The sequence below is a fragment of the Streptomyces spinoverrucosus genome, assembly GCF_006539505.1.
GTDB lineage: Bacteria > Actinomycetota > Actinomycetes > Streptomycetales > Streptomycetaceae > Streptomyces > Streptomyces spinoverrucosus.
Map to the genome: position 1 here is coordinate 20496 of NZ_BJND01000036.1, position 25118 is coordinate 45613.

20 protein-coding genes are annotated in these 25118 nt (G+C 71.1%); 8 read left to right on the plus strand and 12 right to left on the minus strand.

Annotated elements, in window-relative coordinates; genetic code table 11:
* Window positions 1-59: 59 nt before the first annotated feature.
* From SSP24_RS23745 to bldG, 3 genes are all read right to left on the minus strand, one after another.
* A complete protein-coding gene (locus SSP24_RS23745; protein WP_141311717.1) occupies window positions 60-2471 on the minus strand; it encodes a sodium-translocating pyrophosphatase in 2412 nt (803 codons plus the stop codon).
* 341 nt (window positions 2472-2812) lie between these two features.
* A complete protein-coding gene (locus SSP24_RS23750; RefSeq protein WP_141311718.1) occupies window positions 2813-3253 on the minus strand; it encodes an ATP-binding protein in 441 nt (146 codons plus the stop codon).
* Between the two features lie 104 nt (window positions 3254-3357).
* Window positions 3358-3699 (minus strand): anti-sigma factor antagonist BldG, encoded by a 342-nt coding sequence (bldG, locus tag SSP24_RS23755; RefSeq protein WP_024885807.1) that lies wholly within the window; start codon window positions 3697-3699, stop codon window positions 3358-3360.
* A 79-nt stretch (window positions 3700-3778) separates the two neighbouring features.
* Here bldG and sftH point away from each other — a divergent pair, with 79 nt between their 5' ends.
* On the plus strand, window positions 3779-6445 hold the full coding sequence (sftH, locus tag SSP24_RS23760; RefSeq protein WP_229865822.1) for a DEAD/DEAH box helicase: 2667 nt from the start codon (window positions 3779-3781) through the stop codon (window positions 6443-6445).
* Here the strand turns inward: sftH and SSP24_RS23765 are convergent.
* From SSP24_RS23765 to ssd, 7 genes are all read right to left on the minus strand, one after another.
* Complete coding sequence (locus tag SSP24_RS23765) at window positions 6342-6755, minus strand: Rv3654c family TadE-like protein (RefSeq protein ID WP_141311720.1); 414 nt, start codon at window positions 6753-6755, stop codon at window positions 6342-6344. The two genes, sftH and SSP24_RS23765, sit on opposite strands and share 104 nt — an antisense overlap.
* On the minus strand, window positions 6752-7171 hold the full coding sequence (locus tag SSP24_RS23770; RefSeq protein ID WP_141311721.1) for a TadE family type IV pilus minor pilin: 420 nt from the start codon (window positions 7169-7171) through the stop codon (window positions 6752-6754). Before SSP24_RS23770 ends, SSP24_RS23765 begins: the two co-directional genes overlap by 4 nt.
* Entirely contained in the window at window positions 7158-7367 is a 210-nt protein-coding gene (locus tag SSP24_RS23775) for a DUF4244 domain-containing protein (protein ID WP_141311722.1), read from the minus strand. The genes SSP24_RS23770 and SSP24_RS23775 overlap by 14 nt, the downstream gene beginning before the upstream one ends.
* 107 nt (window positions 7368-7474) lie before the next feature.
* Window positions 7475-8263 (minus strand): type II secretion system F family protein, encoded by a 789-nt coding sequence (locus SSP24_RS23780; RefSeq protein WP_141311723.1) that lies wholly within the window; start codon window positions 8261-8263, stop codon window positions 7475-7477.
* Window positions 8260-9126: a type II secretion system F family protein gene (locus tag SSP24_RS23785; protein ID WP_229865841.1), complete on the minus strand. Its 867-nt coding sequence runs from the start codon at window positions 9124-9126 to the stop codon at window positions 8260-8262. The genes SSP24_RS23780 and SSP24_RS23785 overlap by 4 nt, the downstream gene beginning before the upstream one ends.
* A 5-nt stretch (window positions 9127-9131) precedes the next feature.
* Window positions 9132-10355 (minus strand): TadA family conjugal transfer-associated ATPase, encoded by a 1224-nt coding sequence (locus tag SSP24_RS23790; protein ID WP_141311724.1) that lies wholly within the window; start codon window positions 10353-10355, stop codon window positions 9132-9134.
* Window positions 10352-11455, minus strand: a complete 1104-nt coding sequence (ssd, locus tag SSP24_RS23795; RefSeq protein ID WP_141311725.1) for a septum site-determining protein Ssd — start codon at window positions 11453-11455, stop codon at window positions 10352-10354. The genes SSP24_RS23790 and ssd overlap by 4 nt, the downstream gene beginning before the upstream one ends.
* Before the next feature lie 591 nt (window positions 11456-12046).
* Between ssd and SSP24_RS23800 the strand changes: the two genes are divergently transcribed.
* Window positions 12047-12880, plus strand: coding sequence for an HAD family hydrolase (locus SSP24_RS23800; protein WP_141311726.1), 834 nt, complete (start codon window positions 12047-12049; stop codon window positions 12878-12880).
* A gap of 367 nt (window positions 12881-13247) precedes the next feature.
* Here the strand turns inward: SSP24_RS23800 and SSP24_RS23805 are convergent, their stop codons facing one another.
* Window positions 13248-14072: a Fic family protein gene (locus tag SSP24_RS23805; RefSeq protein ID WP_141311727.1), complete on the minus strand. Its 825-nt coding sequence runs from the start codon at window positions 14070-14072 to the stop codon at window positions 13248-13250.
* A 101-nt stretch (window positions 14073-14173) separates the two neighbouring features.
* Here SSP24_RS23805 and SSP24_RS23810 point away from each other — a divergent pair, with 101 nt between their 5' ends.
* Window positions 14174-15154, plus strand: coding sequence for an ATP-binding protein (locus SSP24_RS23810; RefSeq protein WP_167529678.1), 981 nt, complete (start codon window positions 14174-14176; stop codon window positions 15152-15154).
* 6 nt (window positions 15155-15160) lie between these two features.
* Here SSP24_RS23810 and SSP24_RS23815 read toward each other — a convergent pair whose 3' ends face one another.
* The gene (locus tag SSP24_RS23815; RefSeq protein WP_141311729.1) at window positions 15161-16426 is read right to left on the minus strand and encodes a polysaccharide deacetylase family protein; all 1266 of its coding nucleotides are present in this window, start codon (window positions 16424-16426) and stop codon (window positions 15161-15163) included.
* Between the two features lie 294 nt (window positions 16427-16720).
* Here SSP24_RS23815 and SSP24_RS23820 point away from each other — a divergent pair, with 294 nt between their 5' ends.
* From SSP24_RS23820 to SSP24_RS23840, 5 genes are all read left to right on the plus strand, one after another.
* Window positions 16721-19588 (plus strand): SulP family inorganic anion transporter, encoded by a 2868-nt coding sequence (locus tag SSP24_RS23820; RefSeq protein ID WP_141311730.1) that lies wholly within the window; start codon window positions 16721-16723, stop codon window positions 19586-19588.
* A gap of 330 nt (window positions 19589-19918) precedes the next feature.
* Window positions 19919-21874, plus strand: a complete 1956-nt coding sequence (acs, locus tag SSP24_RS23825; protein ID WP_141311731.1) for an acetate--CoA ligase — start codon at window positions 19919-19921, stop codon at window positions 21872-21874.
* 203 nt (window positions 21875-22077) lie between these two features.
* Window positions 22078-23499, plus strand: coding sequence for a Na+/H+ antiporter NhaA (gene nhaA, locus SSP24_RS23830; RefSeq protein WP_141311732.1), 1422 nt, complete (start codon window positions 22078-22080; stop codon window positions 23497-23499).
* 89 nt (window positions 23500-23588) lie between these two features.
* A complete protein-coding gene (locus SSP24_RS23835; RefSeq protein WP_141311733.1) occupies window positions 23589-24095 on the plus strand; it encodes a phage holin family protein in 507 nt (168 codons plus the stop codon).
* Window positions 24092-25030 carry an alpha/beta fold hydrolase gene (locus SSP24_RS23840; protein WP_141311734.1) on the plus strand — a complete coding sequence of 313 codons (939 nt, stop codon included), beginning with the start codon at window positions 24092-24094 and terminating at the stop codon, window positions 25028-25030. Before SSP24_RS23835 ends, SSP24_RS23840 begins: the two co-directional genes overlap by 4 nt.
* Window positions 25031-25118 lie beyond the last annotated feature (88 nt).

A 25118-nucleotide genomic window follows, 5' to 3' on the forward strand; every position in this document is an offset into this window, starting at 1 on the left:
GGACGGCGCGCCAATGCGCGCCCCCCGCCCGCCCCTTGGGCCGAGCCGGGTACGGCGAGCTACGAAACCACCGCCGTATCGGCCGACTTGGCGGTCGGCTCGGCTTCGTCGTCACCCATGGAGATGCCGCGCCGCTTGGAGACGTACACCGCCCCGACGATCACGACCAGGGCGAGTACGGCGATCAGGATCCGTACCCCGAGACTCGCGTCGTCGCCGTAGCTGAACTTGATCACGGCGGGGGCGATGAGCAGCGAGACCAGGTTCATCACCTTCAGCAGCGGGTTGATCGCCGGGCCTGCGGTGTCCTTGAAGGGGTCGCCGACCGTGTCGCCGATCACCGTCGCGGCGTGCGCCTCGCTGCCCTTGCCGCCGTGGTGACCGTCCTCGACGAGCTTCTTGGCGTTGTCCCAGGCGCCGCCGGAGTTGGCAAGGAACACCGCCATCAGGGTGCCGGCCCCGATCGCGCCCGCCAGAAACGCGCCGAGCGCGCCGACGCCGAGCGTGAACCCGATGAAGATCGGCGCCATGACGGCGAGCAGACCCGGCGTGGCGAGCTCCCGGAGCGCGTCCCTCGTACAGATGTCGACGACTTTTCCGTACTCCGGTTTCTCGGTGTAGTCCATGATCCCGGGCCGCTCGCGGAACTGCCGCCGCACCTCGTACACCACCGAACCCGCCGACCGGGAGACCGCGTTGATCGCCAGTCCGGAGAAGAGGAAGACGACCGCCGCGCCCGCGATCAGGCCGACGAGGTTGTTGGGCTGCGAGATGTCCATCGCCAACGTCAGCGGCGCGCCCTCACCGGTGAGCCGCTCGCCCACGTCGCGTACGCCGGTGGTGATCGCGTCACGGTACGACCCGAAGAGCGCCGACGCCGCGAGGACGGCCGTGGCGATGGCGATGCCCTTGGTGATGGCCTTGGTGGTGTTGCCGACGGCGTCCAGGTTGGTGAGCACCTGCGCGCCCGCGCCCTGGACGTCGCCGGACATCTCGGCGATGCCCTGCGCGTTGTCGGAGACCGGCCCGAAGGTGTCCATGGCGACGATCACACCGACCGTGGTGAGCAGACCGGTGCCGGCCAGCGCGACCGCGAACAGCGCCAGCATGATCGACGTACCGCCGAGCAGGAAGGCCCCGTAGACGCCGAGGCCGATCAACAGAGCGGTGTAGACGGCCGATTCGAGACCGACGGAGATACCGGCGAGGACGACGGTGGCCGGGCCGGTGAGCGAGGTCTTGCCGATGTCCTTCACCGGGCGCCGGTTGGTCTCGGTGAAGTAGCCGGTGAGCTGCTGGATCACGGCGGCGAGCAGGATGCCGATGGCGACCGCGACGAGCGCGAGGATCCGCGGGTCGCCGTCCTTGGCCTGGATCGCGGCATCGGTGACGCCGTCGAGCTCGGCGTACGACGACGGCAGGTAGGTGAAGGCGGCGATCGCCACCAGGACCAGCGAGATCACCGCGGAGATGAAGAAGCCGCGGTTGATCGCGCTCATCCCGCTGCGGTCGGCGCGCCGCGGGGCCACGGCGAAGATGCCGATCATCGCGGTGATCACGCCGATCGCGGGGACCAGCAGCGGGAACGCCAGCCCGAAGTTGCCGAAGGCCGCCGTGCCCAGGATCAGCGCGGCGACCAGGGTCACGGCGTAGGACTCGAACAGGTCGGCCGCCATGCCCGCGCAGTCACCGACGTTGTCGCCCACGTTGTCGGCGATGGTCGCGGCATTGCGCGGATCGTCCTCCGGAATTCCCTGCTCGACCTTGCCGACCAGGTCGGCGCCGACGTCGGCGGCCTTGGTGAAGATGCCGCCGCCCACCCTCATGAACATCGCGATGAGGGCCGCCCCGAGGCCGAAACCCTCCAGCACCTTCGGCGCGTCGGCCGTGTAGACCAGCACCACACAGGAGGCGCCCAGCAGACCGAGCCCCACCGTGAACATGCCGACGACGCCGCCCGTGCGGAAAGCGATCTTCATGGCTTTGTGCGAGACGAGAGTGAGATCCTTTTCCGGCTCACCCTCGGCCGGAGTCGCTTCCCGGGCGGCCGCGGCGACCCGCACATTGCTGCGGACCGCGAGCCACATGCCGATATAGCCGGTGGCCGCCGAGAACGCCGCGCCGATCAAGAAGAACACCGAGCGCCCGGCGCGCTGATTCCAGTCGTCCGCGGGCAGCAGCATGAGCAGGAAGAAGACGACGACGGCGAATACGCCGAGCGTGCGCAGCTGCCGGGTCAGATAGGCGTTCGCGCCTTCCTGGATGGCCGCGGCGATCTTCTTCATGCTGTCGGTGCCCTCGCCCGCCGCGAGCACCTGGCGCAGCAGCACGCCGGCGACCACGAGCGCAGCCAGCGCGACGGCCGCAATGACCATCACCATGACGCGGTTGTCGTCGGTCAGCACTGCGGCTGCGAAGGTTGTGGAGTGGTCCAGATGGTCCAACCGATGAGGGGTAGAAAGCCCCGCCATTCGTCCTCCTTGACGCTTGGGCTGAGCTCAAGATGTGGACGGATTGTAGGGAGCCGGTCCTGATCAAAACAGAGCGCGGCAAACGGAATTCGTCGTCCCATGCTTCTCCTGCTACATCGCAAATGATCGCAGGAAGCCACCGAACCCGAAAGCCGTAATGCCCCAGAGGCGTGGACGCATGATCGAATTACAGGGGCCGCTGATCGGTCAATTGATCCAGTACTGATCGTGAATTCCTTCACGAATTCCGGGCCCCCAGCACGCGCAAAACAACGAGGGCCCTGCTCAGCAGGGCCCTCGCAGCGATTACTCCAGTGGAGTGACGACGATCAGGAAAGCGATCAGGGGAGCACCGCGGTCGGCGGCGGCGTGGTCGGCCAGGTCATACGAATCAACCCGCCGTGCTCCCCGGCGGTGACCTCGACGTCGTCGACCAGGCCGCTGATGACCGCGAGGCCCATCTCGTCCTCCTCGGCCTCCACGTCGGGGTCCTCGGCGGCCGCAGCGGCCGTCCTGACCCCGGTCGGGGCGTGCGGCGCCTCGTCGCCGACCTCGATGGAGAACTGTTTCTCCTCCTCGATCAGCGACACCTTCACCGGCGCCGTGATCCCACCGATCTGATGCAGCCCCACGGCCCGGGAGCAGGCCTCGCCGACGGCGAGCCGGACCTCGTCGAGGACGGCCTCGTCCACCCCGGCCCTGCGTGCCACCGCGGCCGCCACCAGTCGGGCGGTCCTGACGTGCTCGGGCAGCGCGCTGAAGCGGAGTTCGACGGTGGCCATGCATCCCCCTCGGAGCTACGGGCGTGCTCGGGGGGCCGGACCTCCGAAAGTCCGGGCCCCCCTGTTCGAATCTGCCGTCCCGGGCCCATGGCCCGGGCCGGTGATCAGTCGGTGGCCGCCACCGCTTCCTCGACCGAGGTGTGAATGGGGAACACCTTGGTGAGGCCGGTGATGCGGAAGATCTTCAGAATGCGCTCCTGGTTGCACACCAGGCGCAGCGAGCCCTCATGGGCACGCACCCTCTTCAGGCCGCCGACCAGCACGCCGAGCCCGGTGGAGTCGAGGAAGTCCACGCCCTCCATGTCGACGACGAGGTGGAAACTGCCGTCGTTCACCAGCTCGACCAGCTGCTCGCGCAGCTTGGGCGCGGTATATACGTCGATTTCGCCACCGACCCTGACGATCGTGCGATCGCCGATGGTCTCGGTCGACAGGGACAGGTCCACGGATCCTCCAGCACCTTGCTATCGAGCGGTCGTCCTTGGGACATCTCGGCAGATCCCCCTGGACGGTTCGCCAGCCGCGATGGCATTCAATCACTTACCGGCAGGCGTGCACGACGCCTTGGACCCATTGTCCGTCACGCCAGTGACAGACTCGGTGCCGATGGCCAAGAATCACCGATCCGATCGACCCCCGACGGACACCGCATCCCGCCCCGCGCCGGGCACGGTCCTGGACCGGCTCGCCTCGGGGCCGAACAGGGCTTCGCGCATCACTCATACGGAGCACTTGCCCCCGCGCGCGGGTCGGCATGCCGTCTGGCCGCACCGGATCCGATCCGAGGTGATCGCCGCGGTGCGGGCCGCGGGCATCGAACACCCCTGGGCCCATCAGGCGCGGGCCGCCGAACACGCCCTGGACGGCCAGTCGGTGGTCGTCGCCACCGGCACGGCGTCCGGCAAGTCCCTGGCGTACCTGGTCCCGGTCTTCTCCACGCTCCTGGACGGCGCCGAAGCCCCGAACGGCCGCGGCGCCACCGCCCTCTACCTGGCCCCCACCAAGGCCCTCGCGGCGGACCAGTGCCGAGCCGTGAAGTACCTTTCACGTCCTCTGGGCCAAGCGGTACGGCCGGCCGTGTACGACGGCGACACTCCGTTCGAGGAACGCGAGTGGATCCGCCAGTACGCCACGTACGTCCTGACCAACCCCGACATGCTGCATCGGGGCATATTGCCGTCCCACCCCCGCTGGGCCTCCTTCCTGAAGGCGCTGAAGTACGTCGTCATCGACGAGTGCCACACCTACCGTGGCGTCTTCGGCTCGCATGTCGCCCAGGTGCTGCGCCGCCTGCGCCGCCTGTGCGCCCGCTACGGCTCCTCCCCGGTGTTCCTGCTGGCCTCCGCGACCGCCGCCGAGCCGGCCGTGGCCGCCCGCCGCCTCACCGGCCTCCCGGTCGTGGAGGTCGCCGACGACGCCTCCCCGCGCGGGGAGCTGGTCTTCGCCCTCTGGGAGCCCCCGCTCACCGAGCTGCAGGGCGAGCGGGGCGCCCCCGTCCGCCGTACCGCCACCGCCGAGACCGCCGACCTGCTCACCGACCTCACCCTCCAGGGCGTCCGTACGGTCGCCTTCGTGCGCTCCCGGCGTGGCGCCGAGCTGATCTCCGTGATCGCCCAGGAACGGCTCGCGGAGATCGACCGCTCCCTGCCCGGGCGTGTCGCGGCCTACCGGGGCGGCTACCTGCCCGAGGAGCGCCGCGCCCTGGAACGCGCCCTGCACTCCGGCGAACTGCTGGCCCTGGCCGCCACCACCGCCCTGGAGCTGGGCGTGGACGTCTCCGGACTGGACGCGGTCGTGATCTCCGGATACCCGGGCACGCGCGCGTCCCTGTGGCAGCAGGCGGGCCGGGCCGGCCGCTCCGGGCAGGGCGCACTGGCCGTCCTGGTGGCCCGCGACGACCCGCTGGACACCTTCCTGGTCCACCATCCGGAAGCCCTGTTCGACCAACCGGTGGAATCGACGGTCCTCGACCCCGACAACCCGTACGTCCTCGCGCCCCACCTGTGCGCGGCGGCCGAGGAGCTTCCGCTGGTCGAGGACGACCTGGAGCTGTTCGGCCCCGCCTGCGCGGAGCTGCTGCCGCAGCTGGAGGCCGCGAAGCTGCTGCGCCGCCGTACGAAGGCCTGGCACTGGACGCGCCGGGAGCGGGCCGCCGACCTGGCCGACATCCGGGGCGCGGGCGGCAAGCCGGTCCAGATCGTCGAGGCGGGCACCGGCCGTCTGCTGGGCACGGTCGACGCGGGCGCCGCGCACACGAGCGTCCACGAGGGCGCGGTCCACCTCCACCAGGGCCGCACCTACCTCGTGCGCTCCCTCGACCTGGACGACTCGGTCGCCCTGGTCGAGGAGGCGAGCCCGCCGTACTCCACGGTCGCCCGCGACACGACGACGATCTCCGTCCTGGAGACGGACGTCGAAGTGCCATGGGGCCAGGGCCGCCTCTGCTACGGCTCCGTCGAGGTCACCAACCAGGTCGTCTCCTTCCTGCGCCGCCGCCTCATCACCGGCGAGGTGCTGGGCGAGACCAAACTCGACCTCCCTCCTCGAACGCTCCGCACGCGCGCGGTGTGGTGGACGGTCACCGAGGACCAGCTGGACGAGGCCCGCATCAGCCCGGAGATCCTCGGCGGCGCCCTGCACGCCGCCGAGCACGCGTCGATCGGCATGCTGCCCCTCTTCGCGACCTGCGACCGCTGGGACATCGGCGGCGTGTCGATCCCGCTGCACCCCGACACCCTGCTCCCGACGGTCTTCGTCTACGACGGCCACCCCGGCGGCGCGGGCTTCGCGGAACGCGCCTTCCACACCGCCCGGGCCTGGCTCACCGCCACCCGCGAGGCCATCGCCTCCTGCGAGTGCGACAGCGGCTGCCCGTCCTGCATCCAGTCCCCCAAGTGCGGCAACGGCAACGATCCGCTGCACAAGCGGGGGGCTGTGCGGCTGCTCACGGTGCTGTTGCGGGGGGCGCCGGAGGATAAGCCGGTGGATGAGGAGGGGGCGCGGGAGGAGCCGACGGCGACCGATCGGGAGGGAGCGCGGGAGGACCCGGCGGTGACCGATCGGGATGCGCCGGAGGAGGATCCTGCGCTTACGGATCCGGAGGGGCCGCGGGAGGAGCCGACGCCGACCGATGGGCAGGGGCCTCCGGAGGAACCGGCGCCACCGCCTCCGCAGGGCCCGCCCGCGCCCTGACCTCCACCGTGAACGGCCCCGTTCTCGACGCCGCTGTCACGTCCGCGATCTCGCCCACCATCGCGCACCGCACCAGCCGCGTGCCCTGGGCCCGTGCCGTGCGTTCCGCCCGGGCGCAGGCCGCCTCGGAGCCCTCCGCCCAGTGATCCGCCGCCGCGAGCGCCGCGAGGTCCGCGGCGCCGGCCGCGCGGTGCCGGGTCACGGCGGCCTGCCCCAGGGCGAGCAGGACGCCGAACACGGCACACAGGACGGCGATCACACCGACGCTCCAGACGGTGGCGGACCCCCGGTCCCCGTCACCGCCCCTCATCCGGGCACCTCCACCGTCTCCTTGGCGACCGCCCCCTCAGCGACCGTCCCCGCCGCGACCGTCTCCTCAGCGACCGCGACGGCCTCCTCCCGCAGCTCGTACGACAGCCGCCCCAACCCCGGTGCCTTGGCCACGACCACAACCCGAACCCGGTCACCCTCCCGGCCGATGGTGACCTTCGCCCCGCGTGGGGCCACCTCGCGGGTCAGTTCGACGACCGCGTCGTGCGGGTCCTGCCGGGCCGCCGCGCGGGCGCCCGTCCGGGCCGCGTCCACGCACTGGATCTGCGCGGCCACCACGAGCAGCCCCCAGACCAGCCCCATCGCGAACATCACCAGCACGGGCAGCACCAACGCCGCCTCCGCCGTCACGAACCCCTGGTCGGAGCCCCGCCCTCGCCACTTACATCCGCGCATTGAGGGCCTCCTTGACGATGCTCTGCAGCTCCGCGCCGACCTGCCCGCTCGTTACGACCTTGTAGAGCAGCACCGCGAAGGCCGCCGCCGCGACGATCCCCACCGCGTACTCGGAGGTGACCATCCCGGCCTCCTTCCGCATGCCGCGCATCCGCCACACCAGAGCACGCACGCGTGCCCGTACCGCCTTGCACATCTCAACCCCCGTGAGGTTCCGTTTCGTTGATCGGAGCTGTTCTTCTTCAAAGACCATTCGTCATACGCCAGTTGCTCTCCCGCACGCGGCGTGTGCTCACCCACCCGTCATCCGCCACCCCCTCCCAACACCCCACCCGCCAGACCGATCACCACGGGCAGCACCCCGACCGCGATGAAGGCGGGCAGGAAGCACAGCCCCACCGGCGCGGTGACCATGACGGCCGCTCGCCGGGCCCGTGCCGTCGCGCTGCGGGCCCAGTCGGCGCGGGCGTCCGCGGCGATGCGCGCGACCGGTGCGGCCGCGGGGAGACCGGACACGTCGGCCCGTTCCAGCAGGCGGGCCAGGGCGTCGGCGCCCGGTGTGGCGGCCAACCCGCGCCATGCCTCCGCCGGTTCGCCGCCGAGCCGTACTTCCGCCGCCCCGCGCGCCAGCGCCTGTCCGACCGGGCCACCGAGCGCCTCGCCCACGGCCTGCGCGGCGATCACCGGACCGGCGCCGGCCGCGATGCAGGCGGCCACCAGATCGGCGGCGAGCGGGAGTTGCCGGGCCGCCTCACGCGGGTCGAAGGCCGCACCCTCGGCCACCGCCGCCGTCTGCCGCTGACGCCACCGCCACACCCCGACCGCCGCGACCAGCCCCACGGCGACACCCACGCCCCCGCCGACCAGCACCCACCCGGCGCCGACCACGGCGACCGCCGGCCACCACCGCCGTACGACACCCGCGACCTCGACACGCGGCCGCCGGCCATCGGCTTCCCGGCCCAGCAGCTCGGCCAGCCGCCTCCGCGTCCGGCGCTCCCGCCGTACACCCACCGCCCAGCGCACGACCCACACCAGGGCGAGCACGACCCCCAGGGCCGCCCCCAGCCTGTGGACAACTTGCGCGCTCATGCCGTCTCGGCTCCCCTCACGATCCGCAGCGCCCACCACAGCCCCAGGCCCTCCAGCACCCCGCCCACCAGCAGGCAGCCCAGCCCCGCGCCGGTGTGCAGCAGTACGTGCAGCGGGTCGGCGCCGAGCGCGGCGCCGAGGAGGATGCCGAGGGCCGGCAGCGCGGCGAGCATCACCGCCGTGGCGCGGGAACCGGCCAACTGGGCCCGGAACTCGGCACGCTGGTCCCGCTCCGCCCGCAGGGCGGCCTCCAGCCGGTCGAGCCCGGCCGCGAGACCCGCGCCCCGGTCGACCGCGACCCGCCAGCACGCGGCGAGCCCCAGCAGCCCGTCGGCCCCCGGCTGCCGTGCCGCCACCGCGAGCGCCCCCGGCACATCCCCGCCGAACCGCGCCGCCGCCAGCACCGGCGCCTGCTCCTGTGCCTCACCGAGCCCTCCAGAGTCACGCGCGGCCCGCAGCAGGGCCTCACCCGGCTGCCGTCCGGCCCGCACCTCTCCGGCGAGCGCCGAGCACAGCGCGATCACCGCGTCGCCGCGCCGCTCCCGCGCCCGCCGTGCCTCCCCGGCCAGCCGCACCCGCCGCAGTACCGGAACCCCGGCCGCCCCCGCGACGACCGGGAGCACCGACGACCCCAGCACCCCGAGCACCAGCCCGGCGACCGGCGCCCACCACTCGATCCGCAGCCGCCCACGGATCGACCGCGACAAACCGGCCCACCGCCGCCACGCGGGAGGCCCACTGCCCACCACGCCGCCTCCGGCCAGCAACAGGTGCGCCCGCCGCGACCCCGAGTGCCATCCGCCCATCAGCCACACGGCCGCCCCGGCACACACCAGGGCCGCGCTCATCGCCGTCTCACCCATACCGCTCACCACTCCCCCTCGGTTCTGTCGTGCAGCAGTTCTCGCCCGTCCTCCGCGAGCCCCGTCCCGCTCCCGCCTCCGCCGCAGAGCAGCCCCCGCAACCGCCCCCACCCCTGCTCTCGCACAAACGCCTCCGTGCCCCACCGCAGGGCCGGAACCGTCCGCACCAGCCCCGAGGCATCCCGCTCCAGCACATGCACCTCCGCGATCCGCCGCCGCCCGTTCCGGTCCCGCACGAGGTGCAGGACGACCGCCAGCGCCGCCGCCAACTGGCTGTGCAGGGCGGCCCGGTCGAGCCCGGCCGCCGTGCCGAGGGCCTCCAGGCGGGCGGGGACGTCCGCGGCGGCATTGGCATGGACGGTCCCGCAGCCGCCCTCGTGGCCCGTGTTCAACGCGGCCAGCAGATGCACCACTTCCGCCCCGCGCACCTCACCGACCACGAGCCGGTCGGGCCGCATGCGCAACGCCTGCCGGACCAGGTCCTCCAGCGTCACGAGTCCGGCGCCCTCCTGGTTGGCGGGCCGGGTCTCCAGGCGCACGACGTGCGGATGGTCGGGCCGCAGCTCCGCCGAGTCCTCAGCGAGCACAATCCGCTCGTCCGGCCCGACCAGCCCGAGCAGGGCGCTCAGCAAGGTCGTCTTGCCGGTGCCCGTGCCCCCGCTGATCAGGAACGACAACCGCGCGCGAAGCAGCGCCCGCAGCACCCGGTCCCCGCCCGGCGGCACCGTGCCCGCCGCCACTAGTTCGTCGAGGGTGAACGCGCGCGGGCGGACCACTCGAAGCGACAGGCACGTACAGCCCACGGCGACCGGCGGCAGCACCGCGTGCAGTCGCGTGCCGTCCGGCAGCCGGGCGTCGACCCACGGCCGGGCGTCGTCCAGGCGTCGCCCGGCCACCGCGGCCAGGCGCTGCGCAAGACGTCGTACGGCCGCCGCGTCCGCGAAGGACACGGGCGTCAGCTCCAGTCCGCCGCCCCGGTCCACCCACACCCGGTCCGGCGCCGAGACCAGTACGTCGGTCACCGCCGGATCGGCGAGCAGCGGCTCCAGTGGGCCGCTGCCGACCAGCTCGGACCGCAACTGCTGGGCCGCCCCCAGGACTTCGGCGTCACCCAGCACCCGGCCCTGCTCCCGCAGTGCCTGTGCCACGCGCGCGGGTGTGGGCTCGGCGCCGCTCTCGGCCAGCCACTGCCGTACGCCGTCCAGCAGGGGCTCCGCGAAGGTGTTCATGCCGCACCCGCCTCGACCAGTGCCCGCTCCCAGAACTCCTTGCAGAACCGGGCCAGTGGCCCGCGCCCGCCGGCGCCGGGCGGTGCCTTGCCCTCGGCCGGGCGCAGCAGACCGGCCTCGACGGGCACCTCACCGGCCAGCGGCAGGCCGAGCAGCCGGGCCACCTCGCGGTCGTCGAGGCCGGGCGCGTACGGCCCGCGTACCGCTACGCGCAGATCGCGCAGGACCATGCCGGCCGCGGACGCCACCCGGCCGGCCGCCGCGACCGCGCGCAGCTCGGCGGGGACCACGAGGAGCCCGATGTCGAGCTGGGCGAGGGCCTCGGCGGTCCCGTCGTCGATCCGGCGCGGCAGATCGACCACGACCGTGCCGCCCCGGCGCCGCGCCGCGGCCAGCACCGCCCGTACGGCCTGCGGTGGGATGGCGACGCAGTCGCCGCGGTCCCAGCTGAGCACCCGCAGGGAGTGCAGCTGGGGCAGGGACTCCTCCAGGGCGCCGCTGCCGACTCGGCCGCGCGAGGCGGCGAAGGCGGGCCAGCGCAGGCCCTCGGCGGTTTCGCCGCCGAGGAGAACGTCGAGTCCGCCGCCCAGCGGATCGGTGTCCACGAGCAGGGTGCGCAGGCCCTCGCGCGCGGAGGTGACGGCGAGCGCGCAGGCCAGCGTGGACGCTCCGGCGCCGCCCCGGCCGCCGATCACACCGACGGTGAGAGCGGGCCGCCCGACGCCCTCGACGACGTCGGCGATCCGGTCGACCAGCCAGTGCTCGCCGTCGGGCAGCATCAGGACGTGGTCGGCGCCGATCTGGACGGCGCGTTTCCATACGCCGGGATCGTCCTGGTCGCGGCCGACCAGCACCACCCCTCGTCTGCGCGCGGCCCCGCGGACACGTCGCGCGGCGTCGTCCCCGACCAGGACCAGCGGCGCGGCCTCCCAGCCTCCGCTGCGGTCCGGCACGGTGGGGTGGACCTCCGGTGTGGCTCCCGCCGCCGCGCACAGGCGCAGCAGGTCGTCGAGCAGTTCGGCGTCCTCGGTGACGATCAGCGGTCGGCTCTGCCGCCCTCCGGCGGCGGACCGCGGATCGTGTGTGACGGTTCCGGCCACGGTTTGCTTCCCCCTTCGCTGCTTGTCCGCTGCGCTCGCGCAGCCCCTGCGGCCCCGCGATTCGCATCCATGTGAAGAACCGGCAACCGGCCTCCATATGAGCGGCCGACGGATTCCGGCCATGCGCGCCCGACAATCCGAACCGGCCAGGAACTCGCCGCGAGCGGGCCGCGCAGGAATCACGGTGCAGCGATCCCGAAAATCGTGTGGATCTTGGTCGATAACTGTGGACAACTCGGTGGTTGTGAATATCGCCGTCACCCATACCGGTGACCCCTGCACCATCTCCTGTGCGACTTCCGCAGAGCAGTCCAACGACTACGCACAGTGATGGATCGCGGACATGCGAAAGAGGCGGCCACAGCCGCCTCGATGCGGCGCCGTGGCCGCGAGAAGAAGGGAGAAACCCACCCGGACATGCGACGACCCCCGCCGGGGGGGAGAGCGGGGGTCGTCCCCACGGCCGACTCGGGGGGGGAGGAGTCGGACCGGGTTAGCACGGTCGCGAACGATCCGTGACTTCCATGGTGTACCCGAGAGCCCTCTCAGGCAAACCCACGCGCCCCACCTTACGCCGAATGGGCTGCCCCTATGCTCAGGGGCGTGGAAAACCACTCGTTGCCCCGCACAGCGGCCTTCTTTGACCTGGACAAGACGGTCATTGCGAAGTCGAGCACGCTCACCTTCAGCAAGTCGTTCTATCAGGGCGGCCTGATCAACCGCCGTGCCGCCTTGCGTACCGCATACGCCCAGTTCGTCTTCCTCCTGGGCGGCATGGACCACGATCAGATGGAGCGCACGCGCGCGTACCTGTCCAGGCTCGTGCAGGGCTGGAACATCCAGCAGGTCAAGGAGATCGTCGCCGAGACGCTGCACGACATCATCGACCCGATCATCTACGACGAGGCCGCCTCCCTGATCGAGGAGCACCACACCGCCGGACGCGATGTGGTGATCGTGTCCACGTCGGGCGCCGAGGTGGTCGAGCCGATCGGCGAGCTGCTCGGCGCCGACCGGGTGGTCGCCACTCGGATGGTCGTGGGCGACGACGGCTGCTACACGGGCGAGGTGGAGTACTACGCCTACGGCCCCACGAAGGCGGAGGCGATCCGGGAGCTGGCCGAGTCCGAGGGCTACGACCTTTCACGCTGCTACGCCTACAGCGACTCGGTGACGGACCTTCCGATGCTGGAGTCGGTTGGAAATCCGCACGCGGTGAATCCCGACCGCGCACTGCGCCGCGAGGCACTCGCGCGCGGGTGGCCGATTCTCGATTTCCACCGCCCGGTCAGACTCAAGCAGCGACTGCCCGCCTTCTCCGTACCGCCGCGTCCAGTTCTGGTCGCGGCGGCCGCCATAGGTGCCGCGGCAGCCACCGCCGGCCTCGTCTGGTACGCCAGCCGCCGCCGGACGGCCACCGTCTGACCTGCCACTTCACCACGCCCGAGCAACGCCGCAATCCCGGCGCCCGTTCAATACACCTTTGAACTTAAAAGTAAAGAAGCGAGGCGGTCACTTCCGCTTGCTCCTCACCTGGAGTACAAAGGAGACAACGGCCCGCGAGACCAAGGACATCCGAAAGGATCACCTTTTAACCGCATTTGGCCCCACGGACCGAGCATGAACACTGGGCACCCACGCGACGTCGACCCGTCGATTACGGGCCAGCCGCACCAGGTCACGGGCAAAGATCCCGACCTGATGGGCGACATATCGAGGACGCTTGGTAACCGGGTGGACATGCCAGCGGCGGTACGAGAACTCGTACCGCCGCAACCCTGTTCGGGACCTGTTACGCCGCCCCGCGCTGGAGCGCCTCGCACACCGCCGTCGACTCGCGCGCACCCAGTTCGACCGCCCTGCCGCAGTGCGCGATCCACGCGGCCATGCCCTCGGCAGTGCCGGAGAGGTATCCCTCGAACGCCGTCAGATAGGCCGCGCGACCCAGTTCGGCGTGTCCCACCTCGGCCGGGCAGACCGACTTCGGGTCGAGGCCGCTGCCGACCAGGACGATCCGCTCGGCCGTGCGTGCGATCAAACCGTTGTGCGAGACGAAGGGGCGCAGCGCGAGCAGCTCGCCGTGCACGACGGCGGCCGTGACCAGCGCGGGCGCCGAACTCCCCGCGATGATCAACTCGGACAGTCCCTCCAGCCGTCCGGACACCTCAGCCGCGCTGGGCAGTGGCTGTCCGATCAGCGGCTCGTCGCCCGGCTCGCCCTGCTGCCGGGGCCGCCCGACCTGGTCGGCCTTGTCCGCGGCCGCCACCAGGTGCAGTCGGGCCAGCACGCGCAGCGGCGACTGCCGCCAGATGGACAGCAGTTGACCCGCCTCGACGGACAGCCGGAGCGCCGCGCCCATCACCCTGGCCTCGTCGTCGCCGCTGAAGTCGGTGCGCCGGCGCACCTCTTCGAGGGCCCAGTCCGCACCGGACAGCGCGGCGGAACCGCGGGCCCCGCGCAGCGCCGCCTCGGACGTGATCTCGTTGCTGCGCCGGCGCATGACCCGGTGCCCATAGACCCGGTCCACAGCCTTGCGCACGGACTCCACGGACTCGGCCACACCGGGCAGCGAGCCCAGGGCGGCGAGCGGATCGGCGGTCGCGCCTGTCGTACTCATGAGTACGACACTACGCACCCCCGGCGGAAACCCCACGAAGGAGTGGTCTTCTTCACGCATCGCCGAGCCCCACGCCCGACGCACCACTACGCTTGATGAACATGAAAATTGCTTTCGTTGGCAAGGGCGGCAGCGGAAAGACCACCCTGTCCTCTCTGTTCATCCGCCACCTGGCGGCCGTCGGCGCCCCGGTCATCGCGATCGACGCCGACATCAACCAGCACCTCGGGGCCGCGCTCGGCCTCGACGAGGCGGTGGCCGCCGGGCTGCCCGCGATGGGCGACCGGCTCGCGCTGATCAAGGACTACCTGCGCGGCACCAACCCGCGCATCGGCTCCGCCGAGTCGATGATCAAGACGACGCCGCCCGGCGAGGGCTCGCGGCTGCTGCGGGTGCGCGAGGACAACCCGGTCTACGACGCCTGCGCCCGGCCGGTGGAACTCGACGGCGGGCCCGTCCGTTTGATGGTCACCGGCCCCTTCACCGACGCCGACCTGGGGGTCGCCTGCTACCACTCCAAGACCGGAGCGGTGGAGCTGTGCCTGAACCACCTGGTGGACGGGCCCGACGAGTACGTCGTGGTGGACATGACGGCGGGCTCGGACTCCTTCGCCTCGGGCATGTTCACCCGCTTCGACATCACGTTCCTCGTCGCCGAGCCGACCCGGAAGGGGGTCTCCGTCTATCGCCAGTACAAGGACTACGCCCGCGACTTCGGCGTCGAGCTGAAGGTCGTCGGCAACAAGGTGCAGGGCCAGGACGACCTCGACTTCCTCCGCGCCGAAGTCGGGGACGACCTGCTCGTGACGGTCGGGCACTCCGACTGGGTGCGTGCCATGGAGAAGGGCCGCCCGCCCCGGTTCGACCAGCTGGAGGACGTCAACCGCCGCGCCCTGGAGACGCTTCGCACGACCGCCGACGCGACGTACGAACGACGCGACTGGGAGCGTTACACCCGCCAGATGGTGCACTTCCATCTGAAGAACGCCCAGTCCTGGGCCAACGAGCGGCACGGGGTCGACCTGGCCGCCCAGGTCGACCCCGACTTCGTGCTTAGCGAGGGCGTCGTCGAGCCCGCCTGAGGACGCCTACCGTCGGTCCGCCGGCACCCCGGGCGCCCCCTTCGGAGCCGGGGCGGGGCGGGCCGACAGGAAGGACTCCCAGCCCTGCTTCGGGGCCTCGCCGACCTTCAGCGTGCGCAGCTTCGCGAGGGCCTTCGGCTCCTGGGCGTCCAGCCAGTCGACGAGCTGGCGGAAGGACACGCAGCGCACCTCGGGCTTGTTGCACACCTGCTCGATGACGTCCTCGACGGCGCGCATATAGGTGCCGCCGTTCCAGGACTCGAAGTGGTTGCCGATGATCAGGGGCGCGCGGTTGCCGTCGTATGCCCGCTGGAAGCCCTGGAGCAGGCCGTCACGCATCTGGTTGCCCCAGAACTCGTACATGTCGGGGTCGCCCTGGGTGGTGGCGCCCGACTGGTTGACCATGAAGTTGTAGTCCATGGTCAGCTGCTCGTACTTGTGCCCGGGGAACGGCACCAGCTGCATGGACAGATCCCACAGGCCATCCTTCTTGCCTGGCCACACTTGGTTGTTGACGCCGCTGGTGTCATAGCGGAAGCCCAGTTCGCGGGCGGCCTTGCGGAAGTTGGCCTGGCCCTCCAGGCAGGGCGTGCGGGCGCCGATGAGTTCCCGGTCGTAGTCGAAGGGCAGCGGGTCGGCGTTCGTCAGGCCGCTGTTGGTCTTCCAGGACTTCACGAACTGCTTGGCCTGGGTGATCTCGTCCTTCCACTCCTCCACCGACCACTCGCCGACACCACCATCGCTGCCGCAGAAGTGACCGTTGAAATGGGTGCCGATCTCGTTGCCCTCCAGCCACGCCAGCCGCAACTGCTTCACGGTGTCGGCGATGCCCTGCCGGTCGTTGAAGCCGATGTCGGAGCGGCCCGGTGAGTGCTGCGGCGGCTTGTACAGGTCGCGTTTGTCCTCGGGCAGCAGGTACACGCCGCTGAGGAAGTACGTCATGGTGGCGTTGTTGGCCTTGGCCACCTCGCGGAAATGGGAGAACAGCCGCTGACTGTCTTCGCCCGCACCGTCCCAGGAGAACACCACGAACTGCGGCGGTCTCTGACCGGGCTTCAGCCGCTCCGGGCGGGCCAGGTGGGGCTGCGCACCGGTGAAGGCGGTGGAGCCGTCCCCGATCAGCCGGACCGCGCTCTTGGGCGGCGCCGGGGCACCCTCCGGGCCGGAGACTCCTCCCTCCGAACTGCCGGAGCCGGCCCCACAGCCGGCGAGTGATACGGCACAGACCGCGGCGCCCATGGCGCCCGCGGCGATCCTCCGGGTGGCGGCCATTGCGCCCACCTTCCTTCTCCAGTCGACGAGTCGGCAGCGCCGCCAACGTCGCACGGGACGGAGAAGGAATTAGTACGACAAGCCGATGAAATGTCCACTTCACTCAGCGGAGTGATTGATTAACCCATTTGCCGGGAAAATCCATGCTCTACCTTTACTCTGCATTACGATTCGTTTACTGAGTGTTGTTGATCCCGCCACTGCACGCCGTGACCCACGGCCGCGACCCGCCCCCGCCCCGAGCGGGGGAACCACCTGTTCCGCGACCGCGCTGCCCCGGAGGAGACGGGAAACATGTCAGCCTGCGCCCCCACCACAGCCCCCGACCCGCATCGGCCGAAGCGGGTCCACCCACCCCACAGCCCGCCGTCGGCCCGGCGCCGCCGGTTCCGTATCGCCGGCGCCGACGTGTCGGCCTCCATCTCTGTCTTCCTGATCGCCCTGCCGCTGTCCCTGGGCATCGCCCTCGCCACCGGCGCGCCGCTCCAGGCCGGGCTCGTCGCCGCGGCGGTGGGCGGCCTGGTCGCCGGGCGGCTCGGCGGCTCCCCGCTCCAGGTGAGCGGCCCGGCGGCCGGCCTCACGGTCGTCACCGCCGACCTCATCCACCGCTACGGATGGCGTACGACATGCGCCATCACCGTCCTCGCCGGACTCGCCCAACTCGGTCTGGGCTGTCTGCGCGTGGCCCGCTCCGCGCTGGCCGTCAGCCCCGCGATCGTGCACGGCATGCTGGCCGGCATCGGCGTCACCATCGCCGTCGCACAGCTGCACATCGTGCTCGGCGGCACCCCGCAGAGCGTGGTCCTGGACAATCTGCGCGCGCTGCCCGCCCAGCTCGCCCACCTGCATCCGGCCGCCGTCGCGACCAGCGCGCTCACGCTCGCCCTGCTGCTGGCCTGGCCACGGCTGCCCGGCCGGGCGGGCCGCCTGCTGCGCAAGGCGCCGGCCGCGCTCGTCGCCGTCGCCGGGGCGACCGCGGCCGCCTCGCTGGCCGGACTCACCCTGCCCAAGGTCGAGCTGCCCAACTGGAGCAGCCACGCCCTGGCCGGACTGCCCGAGGGCCCGGTGCTCGGCCTCGTCGCCGCCGTGCTCAGCACTACGCTGGTGTGCAGCGTGCAGTCGCTGCTCGGCGCGGTCGCCGTCGACAAACTGGCCGCCTCCCGGCCCGGCCTCGCCGCCCGCGTCCCCCGCTCCGACCTGGACCGCGAACTGCTCGGTCAGGGTGCCGCCAACATCGTCTCCGGCGGACTCGGCGGGCTGCCGGTCGCGGGGGTGGCCGTGCGCAGTTCCGCGAATGTGCAAGCCGGTGCCGTGAGCCGGAACTCCACGATGCTGCACGGCGTTCTCGTAGTGATCGCCGCGCTGCTGATGGTCTCGATCCTGGAGCTCATCCCGCTCGCCTCGCTCGCCGCCCTGGTGATGGCCGTCGGCATCCAGATGGTGTCCCTGAACCACATCCGCACGGTGACCCGCCACCGTGAGGTGCTGGTGTACGTGGTCACCACCCTCGGCGTGGTGCTGCTCGGCGTCCTGGAGGGCGTGGCGCTGGGGATCGCCGTGGCCGTCGGCGTCGCCCTGCACCGCCTCACCCGCACGCGCATCACCCATGAAGTGACGGAAGGAGTCCATCACGTACAGGTAAGAGGGCAGTTGACGTTCCTCGCGGTACCACGGCTCAGCCGTGCCCTGCACCACGTGCCCCAAGGGGCCGACGTGATCGTCGAGTTGGACGGTTCGTTTATGGACCACGCGGCGTACGAGACCCTGCAGGACTGGCAGAACACACACGCCGCGACGGGCGGCACCGTCGAGCTGACCGGCCGCCGCGCCGGGGTCCGCATCGCCGAGCCCACGAACTTCCCCGACCGTCAGGGGGAGACCGGGGCCGACGAGCCGGACACCTCCGCCGGTTGCCGCTGCAGCCCGTGGACGCCGTGGCGCAACCACCAGTGCGAGGTGCAGCAGGCGCTGCTGCTTGCGGCGCCTGCGGGTGCAGAGGGGCATGGGGGCTTGGGCGGTTCCGGTGAGTCGGAGGGATCGACGGGTTCTGCGGGCTCCGAGGGGGCGGTGGGTTCCAAGGGCGCGGCGATCTTGAAGGGGTCGGCGGGCTCGATGGGCACGGCGGGCACTGAGGGGTCGGCAAGCTCGAAGGGCACGCCTGGCACGGAAGCTTCGGCAAGCCCGAATGGCGCGCCTGGCACGGCAGCTTCGGCAAGCCCGCAAGGCTCCCCGCACTCAGAGAGCTCGGCAAGCTCGCAGGGCTTGTACGCGCCCGTCGCCTCCTACGGCTCCATCGACTCCGGTATCTGCAACGACTCCGGCAACCCCAATGGCAGCCACAGGCCCATTAACCCCGGCGACCCCTACAGCCCCGGCCACTCGGGCATCGCCCCCAGCACCAACGGCTCCGTCCACTTCGATTACTCCCCCAACCCCAACACCACCGACATCCCCCACATCCCCACCGAGCCCCCCACCACCACCAACCCCCCCGCCAGCCACCAACTGGCCCGAGGCATCAGCGCCTTCCAGCGCAACACAGCCCCCCTGGTCCGAGGCGAACTCGCACGCCTGGCCCGCGAGGGACAGCGCCCCGTCCAGCTGTTCCTCACGTGCGCCGACTCCCGCCTGGTCACCTCGATGATCACCTCCAGTGGTCCGGGCGACCTGTTCGTGGTGCGCAACGTCGGCAACCTGGTGCCACGCCCCGGCGAGGAAAGCGGCGACGACTCGGTGGCGGCAGCCATCGAGTACGCGGTGGACGTGCTGACGGTGCGGTCCATCACGGTGTGCGGCCACTCCGGGTGCGGAGCCATGCAGGCGCTGCTCAACTCCGAGCCGGGCAGCGCGCGTACGCCGCTCAGACGGTGGCTGCGGCACGCGCTGCCCAGCCTGGAGCGCATGGCCACCGACGACCGGCCCTGGCCCCGGCTGGCCGGACGACCGCCCGCCGACATGGTCGAACAGCTGTGCCTGACCAACGTCGTGCAGCAACTGGAGCACCTGCGCGCCCACGAGTCGGTGTCCCGGGCGCTGCGCGAGGGCGCGTTGGAGCTGCATGGGATGTACTTCCACGTCGGGGAGGCGCAGTCGTATCTGCTCACCGAGACGAACGAGGAGCAGGTATTCGACACCGTCCGTGCGGCGGACCTGTCCGCGTGAGCGGCGTCCGATACGCCCGCCCGTGACGTGGCGAACAAAAGGCCCACCCTGCCTCACCGCTCACCCCTGCCCCGCCACCGCCCCGCCCCCGAAAAATCGCCCAGCGATGTGAGGGGCGTAACAACGCTGAACCGGCTTCCGGCGCCGTCCGTGGGAAGGGATGACCAGGCGCCGGAAGCGGTCCGGAGCCGTCCTGGCCAAGCCAGGGGCACCCCGCACCACGCCCCCGACAGGTCTAAACCAATATCCCGTCGACCCTTGTCATCGGGCCATCCGGTCTGATGAGCTGTGGCCTGGGACACAACGGACACCCTTCGAGAGGGAGATGTCGTGAGCAACGAAAGCCTGGCCAACCTGCTCAAAGAAGAGCGCAGGTTCGCGCCCCCCGCCGACCTGGCCGCCAACGCCAATGTCACGGCGGAGGCGTATGAACAGGCCAAGGCTGACAGGCTCGGCTTCTGGGCCGCGCAGGCCCGTCGGCTGACCTGGGCCAAGGAGCCGACCGAGACGCTGGACTGGTCGAACCCGCCGTTCGCCAAGTGGTTCAAGGACGGCGAGCTCAACGTCGCGTACAACTGCGTGGACCGGCATGTCGAGGCCGGGCTCGGCGACCGCGTGGCCATCCACTTCGAGGGCGAGCCCGGTGACAGCCGCGCCATCACCTACGCCGAGCTCAAGGACGAGGTCTCCAAGGCCGCCAACGCCCTGCTGGAGCTGGGAGTTCAGAAGGGCGACCGGGTCGCCGTCTACATGCCGATGATCCCCGAGACGGCAGTCGCGATGCTGGCCTGCGCCCGCATCGGCGCCGCGCACTCGGTCGTCTTCGGCGGCTTCTCGGCGGACGCGCTGGCGACCCGCATCCAGGACGCCGACGCACGCATCGTCATCACCTCCGACGGCGGCTACCGGCGCGGCAAGCCGTCCGCGCTGAAGCCGGCCGTCGACGAGGCGGTGGAGAAGGCGGGCAACGTCGAGCATGTGCTCGTGGTCCGCCGCACCGGCCAGGACGTCGCCTGGACCGAGGGCCGGGACGTGTGGTGGCACGACCTCGTGGAGCGGCAGTCCGCCGAGCACACACCGGAGGCGTTCGAGGCGGAGCACCCGCTGTTCATCCTCTACACCTCCGGTACGACGGGTAAGCCGAAGGGCATCCTGCACACCTCCGGCGGTTACCTCACCCAGGTGTCGTACACCCACCACGCCGTCTTCGACCTCAAGCCGGAGACGGACGTGTACTGGTGCACGGCCGACGTCGGCTGGGTCACCGGGCACTCGTACATCGTCTACGGGCCGCTCGCCAACGGTGCCACCCAGGTGATGTACGAGGGCACCCCGGACACCCCGCACCAGGGCCGCTTCTGGGAGATCGTGCAGAAGTACAAGGTCACGATCCTCTACACCGCGCCCACCGCGATCCGTACGTTCATGAAGTGGGGCGACGACATCCCCGCGAAGTTCGACCTCTCCAGCCTGCGGATCCTGGGCTCGGTCGGTGAGCCGATCAACCCGGAGGCGTGGATCTGGTACCGCAAGAACATCGGCGCCGACCGCACCCCCATCGTGGACACCTGGTGGCAGACCGAGACCGGCGCGATGATGATCTCGCCGCTGCCCGGCGTCACCGAGACCAAGCCCGGCTCGGCGCAGACGCCGCTGCCCGGCATCTCCGCCACGGTCGTCGACGACGAGGCGAGCGAGGTGCCCAACGGCGGCGGTGGCTACCTGGTCCTGACCGAGCCGTGGCCGTCGATGCTGCGCACGATCTGGGGCGACGACCAGCGGTTCATCGACACGTACTGGTCGCGCTTCGAGGGCAAGTACTTCGCCGGTGACGGCGCCAAGAAGGACGACGACGGCGACATCTGGCTGCTCGGCCGCGTCGACGACGTCATGCTCGTCTCCGGCCACAACATCTCCACCACCGAGGTCGAGTCCGCCCTCGTCTCCCACCCCTCCGTCGCCGAGGCGGCCGTGGTGGGCGCCGCGGACGAGACGACCGGGCAGGCGATCGTCGCCTTCGTGATCCTGCGGGGTACGGCCGCCGAGACCGAGGACCTGGTCGCCGAGCTGCGCAACCACGTCGGCGCCACGCTCGGCCCGATCGCCAAGCCCAAGCGGATCCTGCCGGTGGCGGAGCTGCCGAAGACCCGCTCGGGCAAGATCATGCGCCGACTGCTGCGCGATGTCGCCGAGAACCGTGAGCTGGGGGACATCACCACCCTGACCGACAGCACGGTTATGCAGCTCATCCAGGCGAAGCTCCCGGCGGCGCCCAGCGAGGACTGAGCCCGGCCGAAAGGGGCACCCGGCGCAGGACGCGACAGGCGCGCCGGGTGCCCCTTTTGCACGTAACGTGAAGATCACCTGACCGGCCCGCCGCATCTTAGGTAAGCTAAGGAACGCGTCAACAACGCGACAATGATCTAAAGGTGCGCCGGGAAGTCTGGTCGGCATGTCATTTGTGCTGCCCACCGACCGGAGGTCTTCCCGTGACTGCGCCCCGCCCCGCCCGCAAGGTTTTCGCACGTCTGTCCCTGCCCGAGCGGACCTTCGTAGCGGACGCGCTGCGCACAGAGACGGTCGGCGGTGTCCTGCTGCTCGTCGCCGCGGTCATCGCGCTGATCTGGGCGAACATACCCGTGCTGGGGGACAGCTACGAGAGCGTCTCGCACTTCCACATCGGCCCTGCCGCCCTCGGCCTCGACCTCTCCATCGCACACTGGGCCGCCGACGGGCTGCTCGCGATCTTCTTCTTCGTCGCCGGTATCGAGCTCAAACGTGAGCTGGTCGCCGGCGATCTGCGCGACCCCAAGGCGGCCGTCCTGCCGGTGGTGGCCGCGCTGTGCGGCATGGCCATACCGGCGCTGGTCTACACCCTCACCAACGGCATCGGCGGCGGCTCCCTGGCGGGCTGGGCGGTGCCCACCGCCACGGACATCGCCTTCGCGCTCGCCGTGCTCGCGGTCATCGGTACGTCGCTGCCGAGTGCCCTGCGTGCCTTCCTGCTGACGCTCGCCGTCGTGGACGACCTGTTCGCGATCCTGATCATCGCGGTCTTCTTCACCAGCTCGATCAACTTCGCCGCGCTCGGCGGCGCCGTCGTCGGCCTCGGCGTCTTCTGGCTGCTGCTGCGCAAGGGCGTGCGCGGCTGGTACATCTACGTCCCGCTGGCGCTGGTGATCTGGGCGCTGATGTACAACAGCGGCGTGCACGCCACCATCGCCGGTGTCGCCATGGGCCTGATGCTGCGTTGCACCACCCACAAGGGTGAGGAGCACTCCCCCGGCGAGCACATCGAGCACCTCGTGCGCCCCCTGTCCGCGGGCCTCGCCGTGCCGCTGTTCGCCCTGTTCAGCGCGGGCGTCTCGGTCTCCGGCAGCCTCCTGGGGGACGTGTTCACCAAGCCGGAGACGCTGGGCGTGGTCCTCGGGCTCGTCGTCGGCAAGACGATCGGCATCTTCGGCGGCACCTGGCTGACCGCCCGCTTCACCCGGGCCTCGCTCAGCGAGGACCTCGCCTGGCCGGACGTCTTCGCCGTCGCCTCGCTCGCCGGCATCGGCTTCACCGTCTCGCTGCTCATCGGCGAACTGGCCTTCGAGGGCGACGCCGTACTGACGGACGAGATCAAGGCCGCCGTACTGACCGGCTCGCTGATAGCGGCCCTGCTCGCGACAGTGTTGCTGAAGGTACGCAACGCCAAGTACCGCAGGCTGTGCGAGGCCGAGGACCGCGACGAGGACCTCGACGGCATCCCGGACATCTACGAGGAGCACGACCCGGCGTACCACCTGCGCATGGCGGAGATCTACGACCGCAAGGCCGCCGAGCACCGCCGGCTCGCCGAAGTCAGGGCGGCCGAGCTTGCCGAAGTGGGCGGCGGGGCAGGCGATGAGGGCGACGGTCCGGCATGATCTGACGAGACGGTACAAAAGACGGGACCGTGCACAGTCAGGCACAGACGGACCCCGTACGCAGAAGTAAGCAGAAGAGGGAGACCGCGATGAGCGCACCCGACGGCAGCCCGGTCGGCGCCGAACGCAGCATCGGCCAGCTGTTCGCCTCCGCGACGGCCGAGATGTCGGCACTGGTGCACGACGAGATCGCGCTGGCCAAGGCGCAGCTGAGGCAGGACGTCAAGCGCGGTGCGACGAGCGGCGGCGCGTTCATGGCGGCCGGTGTGCTGCTCCTGTTCTCCCTGCCGATGCTCAACTTCGCCCTGGCGTACGGCATCCGGACCTGGACCGACTGGAACCTCGCGATCTGCTTCCTGCTGTCCTTCGCGGCGAACGTCCTGATCGCCCTCGTCCTGGCCCTGATCGGCCTGGTGTTCGCGAAGAAGGCCAAGAAGGGCAGGGGCCCGCAGAAGGTGGCCGCGTCGGTGAAGGAGTCGGCGGGCGTGCTGCAGAAGGCCAAGCCGCATCCGCGCCCCGCGCGGCCGGAACTGCCCGAGCTTCCGCGGGACCGCGCGCCGGAGGCCATCGAGGCTGTGGCACGCTCGTCGTCATGACGGAACCCGACACCCCTTCGGCGCAGCCCGGCTCGGTCATCCGGCCCGAAGGCCCCTGGACGCACCGGGACGTTGCGGCGAACGGCGCGCGTTTCCACATCGCTGAGCTGGGCGACGGGCCGCTGGTGATGCTGGTGCACGGCTTCCCGCAGTTCTGGTGGGCGTGGCGGCACCAGCTGGTCGCGCTCGCCGACGCCGGGTTCCGGGCCGTCGCCATGGACCTCAGGGGTGTCGGCGGCAGCGACCGCACGCCCCGCGGGTACGACCCGGCCAACCTCGCCCTCGACATCACCGGCGTGGTCCGCTCGCTCGGCGAGCCGGACGCGGCGCTGGTCGGGCACGACCTCGGCGGCTATCTGGCGTGGACGGCGGCCGTGATGCGGCCGAAGCTGGTACGCCGTCTGGTGGTCTCGTCGATGCCGCATCCCCGGCGCTGGCGCTCGGCGATGCTCTCCGACGTGCGGCAGACGGCGGCGAGTTCGTACATCTGGGGGTTCCAGCGGCCGTGGATCCCGGAGCGGCAGCTCGTCGCGGACGACGGGGCGCTGGTCGGGCGGCTGATCCGGGACTGGGCCGGGCCGCGGCTGCCGGAGGACGACGCGGTGGCGACGTACCGGCGCGCGATGTGCATCCCGTCGACGGCGCACTGCTCGATCGAGCCGTACCGGTGGCTGGTCCGCTCCCTGGCCCGCCCCGACGGCATCCAGTTCAACCGCCGGATGAAACGCCCCGTGCGCGTGCCGACCCTGCATCTGCACGGCTCCCTCGATCCGGTGATGCGCACCCGCAGCGCGGCCGGGTCCGGCGAGTACGTCGAAGCCCCGTACCGCTGGCGCCTGTTCGACGGCCTCGGCCACTTCCCGCACGAGGAAGACCCAGCGGCGTTCTCCAACGAACTGATCAGCTGGCTGAAGGACCCCGAACCGGACCGCTGAACAGGCCCGTCTGGCCGAAAGTCCGCGCGCCCGGCCGTTCGGCGAGCCGATGCGCCCGTTATGCGGAGCGGTACGCCTGTACTACGAA

Bases quoted from the DNA above. Each gene is read 5' to 3' on its own strand.
- SSP24_RS23765 (WP_141311720.1), bottom strand. From the start codon at position 6,755: ATGAGGGGCGGTGACGGGGACCGGGGGTCCGCCACCGTCTGGAGCGTC.
- SSP24_RS23790 (WP_141311724.1), bottom strand. From the start codon at position 10,355: ATGAACACCTTCGCGGAGCCCCTGCTGGACGGCGTACGGCAGTGGCTG.
- SSP24_RS23840 (WP_141311734.1), top strand. From the start codon at position 24,092: ATGACGGAACCCGACACCCCTTCGGCGCAGCCCGGCTCGGTCATCCGG.
- SSP24_RS23780 (WP_141311723.1), bottom strand. From the start codon at position 8,263: ATGAGCGCGCAAGTTGTCCACAGGCTGGGGGCGGCCCTGGGGGTCGTG.
- SSP24_RS23805 (WP_141311727.1), bottom strand. From the start codon at position 14,072: ATGAGTACGACAGGCGCGACCGCCGATCCGCTCGCCGCCCTGGGCTCG.
- SSP24_RS23820 (WP_141311730.1), top strand. From the start codon at position 16,721: ATGTCAGCCTGCGCCCCCACCACAGCCCCCGACCCGCATCGGCCGAAG.
- sftH (WP_229865822.1), top strand. From the start codon at position 3,779: ATGGCATTCAATCACTTACCGGCAGGCGTGCACGACGCCTTGGACCCA.
- SSP24_RS23810 (WP_167529678.1), top strand. From the start codon at position 14,174: ATGAAAATTGCTTTCGTTGGCAAGGGCGGCAGCGGAAAGACCACCCTG.
- SSP24_RS23745 (WP_141311717.1), bottom strand. From the start codon at position 2,471: ATGGCGGGGCTTTCTACCCCTCATCGGTTGGACCATCTGGACCACTCC.
- SSP24_RS23750 (WP_141311718.1), bottom strand. From the start codon at position 3,253: ATGGCCACCGTCGAACTCCGCTTCAGCGCGCTGCCCGAGCACGTCAGG.
- SSP24_RS23775 (WP_141311722.1), bottom strand. From the start codon at position 7,367: ATGTGCAAGGCGGTACGGGCACGCGTGCGTGCTCTGGTGTGGCGGATG.
- SSP24_RS23785 (WP_229865841.1), bottom strand. From the start codon at position 9,126: ATGGGTGAGACGGCGATGAGCGCGGCCCTGGTGTGTGCCGGGGCGGCC.
- SSP24_RS23815 (WP_141311729.1), bottom strand. From the start codon at position 16,426: ATGGCCGCCACCCGGAGGATCGCCGCGGGCGCCATGGGCGCCGCGGTC.
- SSP24_RS23770 (WP_141311721.1), bottom strand. From the start codon at position 7,171: ATGCGCGGATGTAAGTGGCGAGGGCGGGGCTCCGACCAGGGGTTCGTG.
- SSP24_RS23800 (WP_141311726.1), top strand. From the start codon at position 12,047: ATGCTCAGGGGCGTGGAAAACCACTCGTTGCCCCGCACAGCGGCCTTC.
- SSP24_RS23835 (WP_141311733.1), top strand. From the start codon at position 23,589: ATGAGCGCACCCGACGGCAGCCCGGTCGGCGCCGAACGCAGCATCGGC.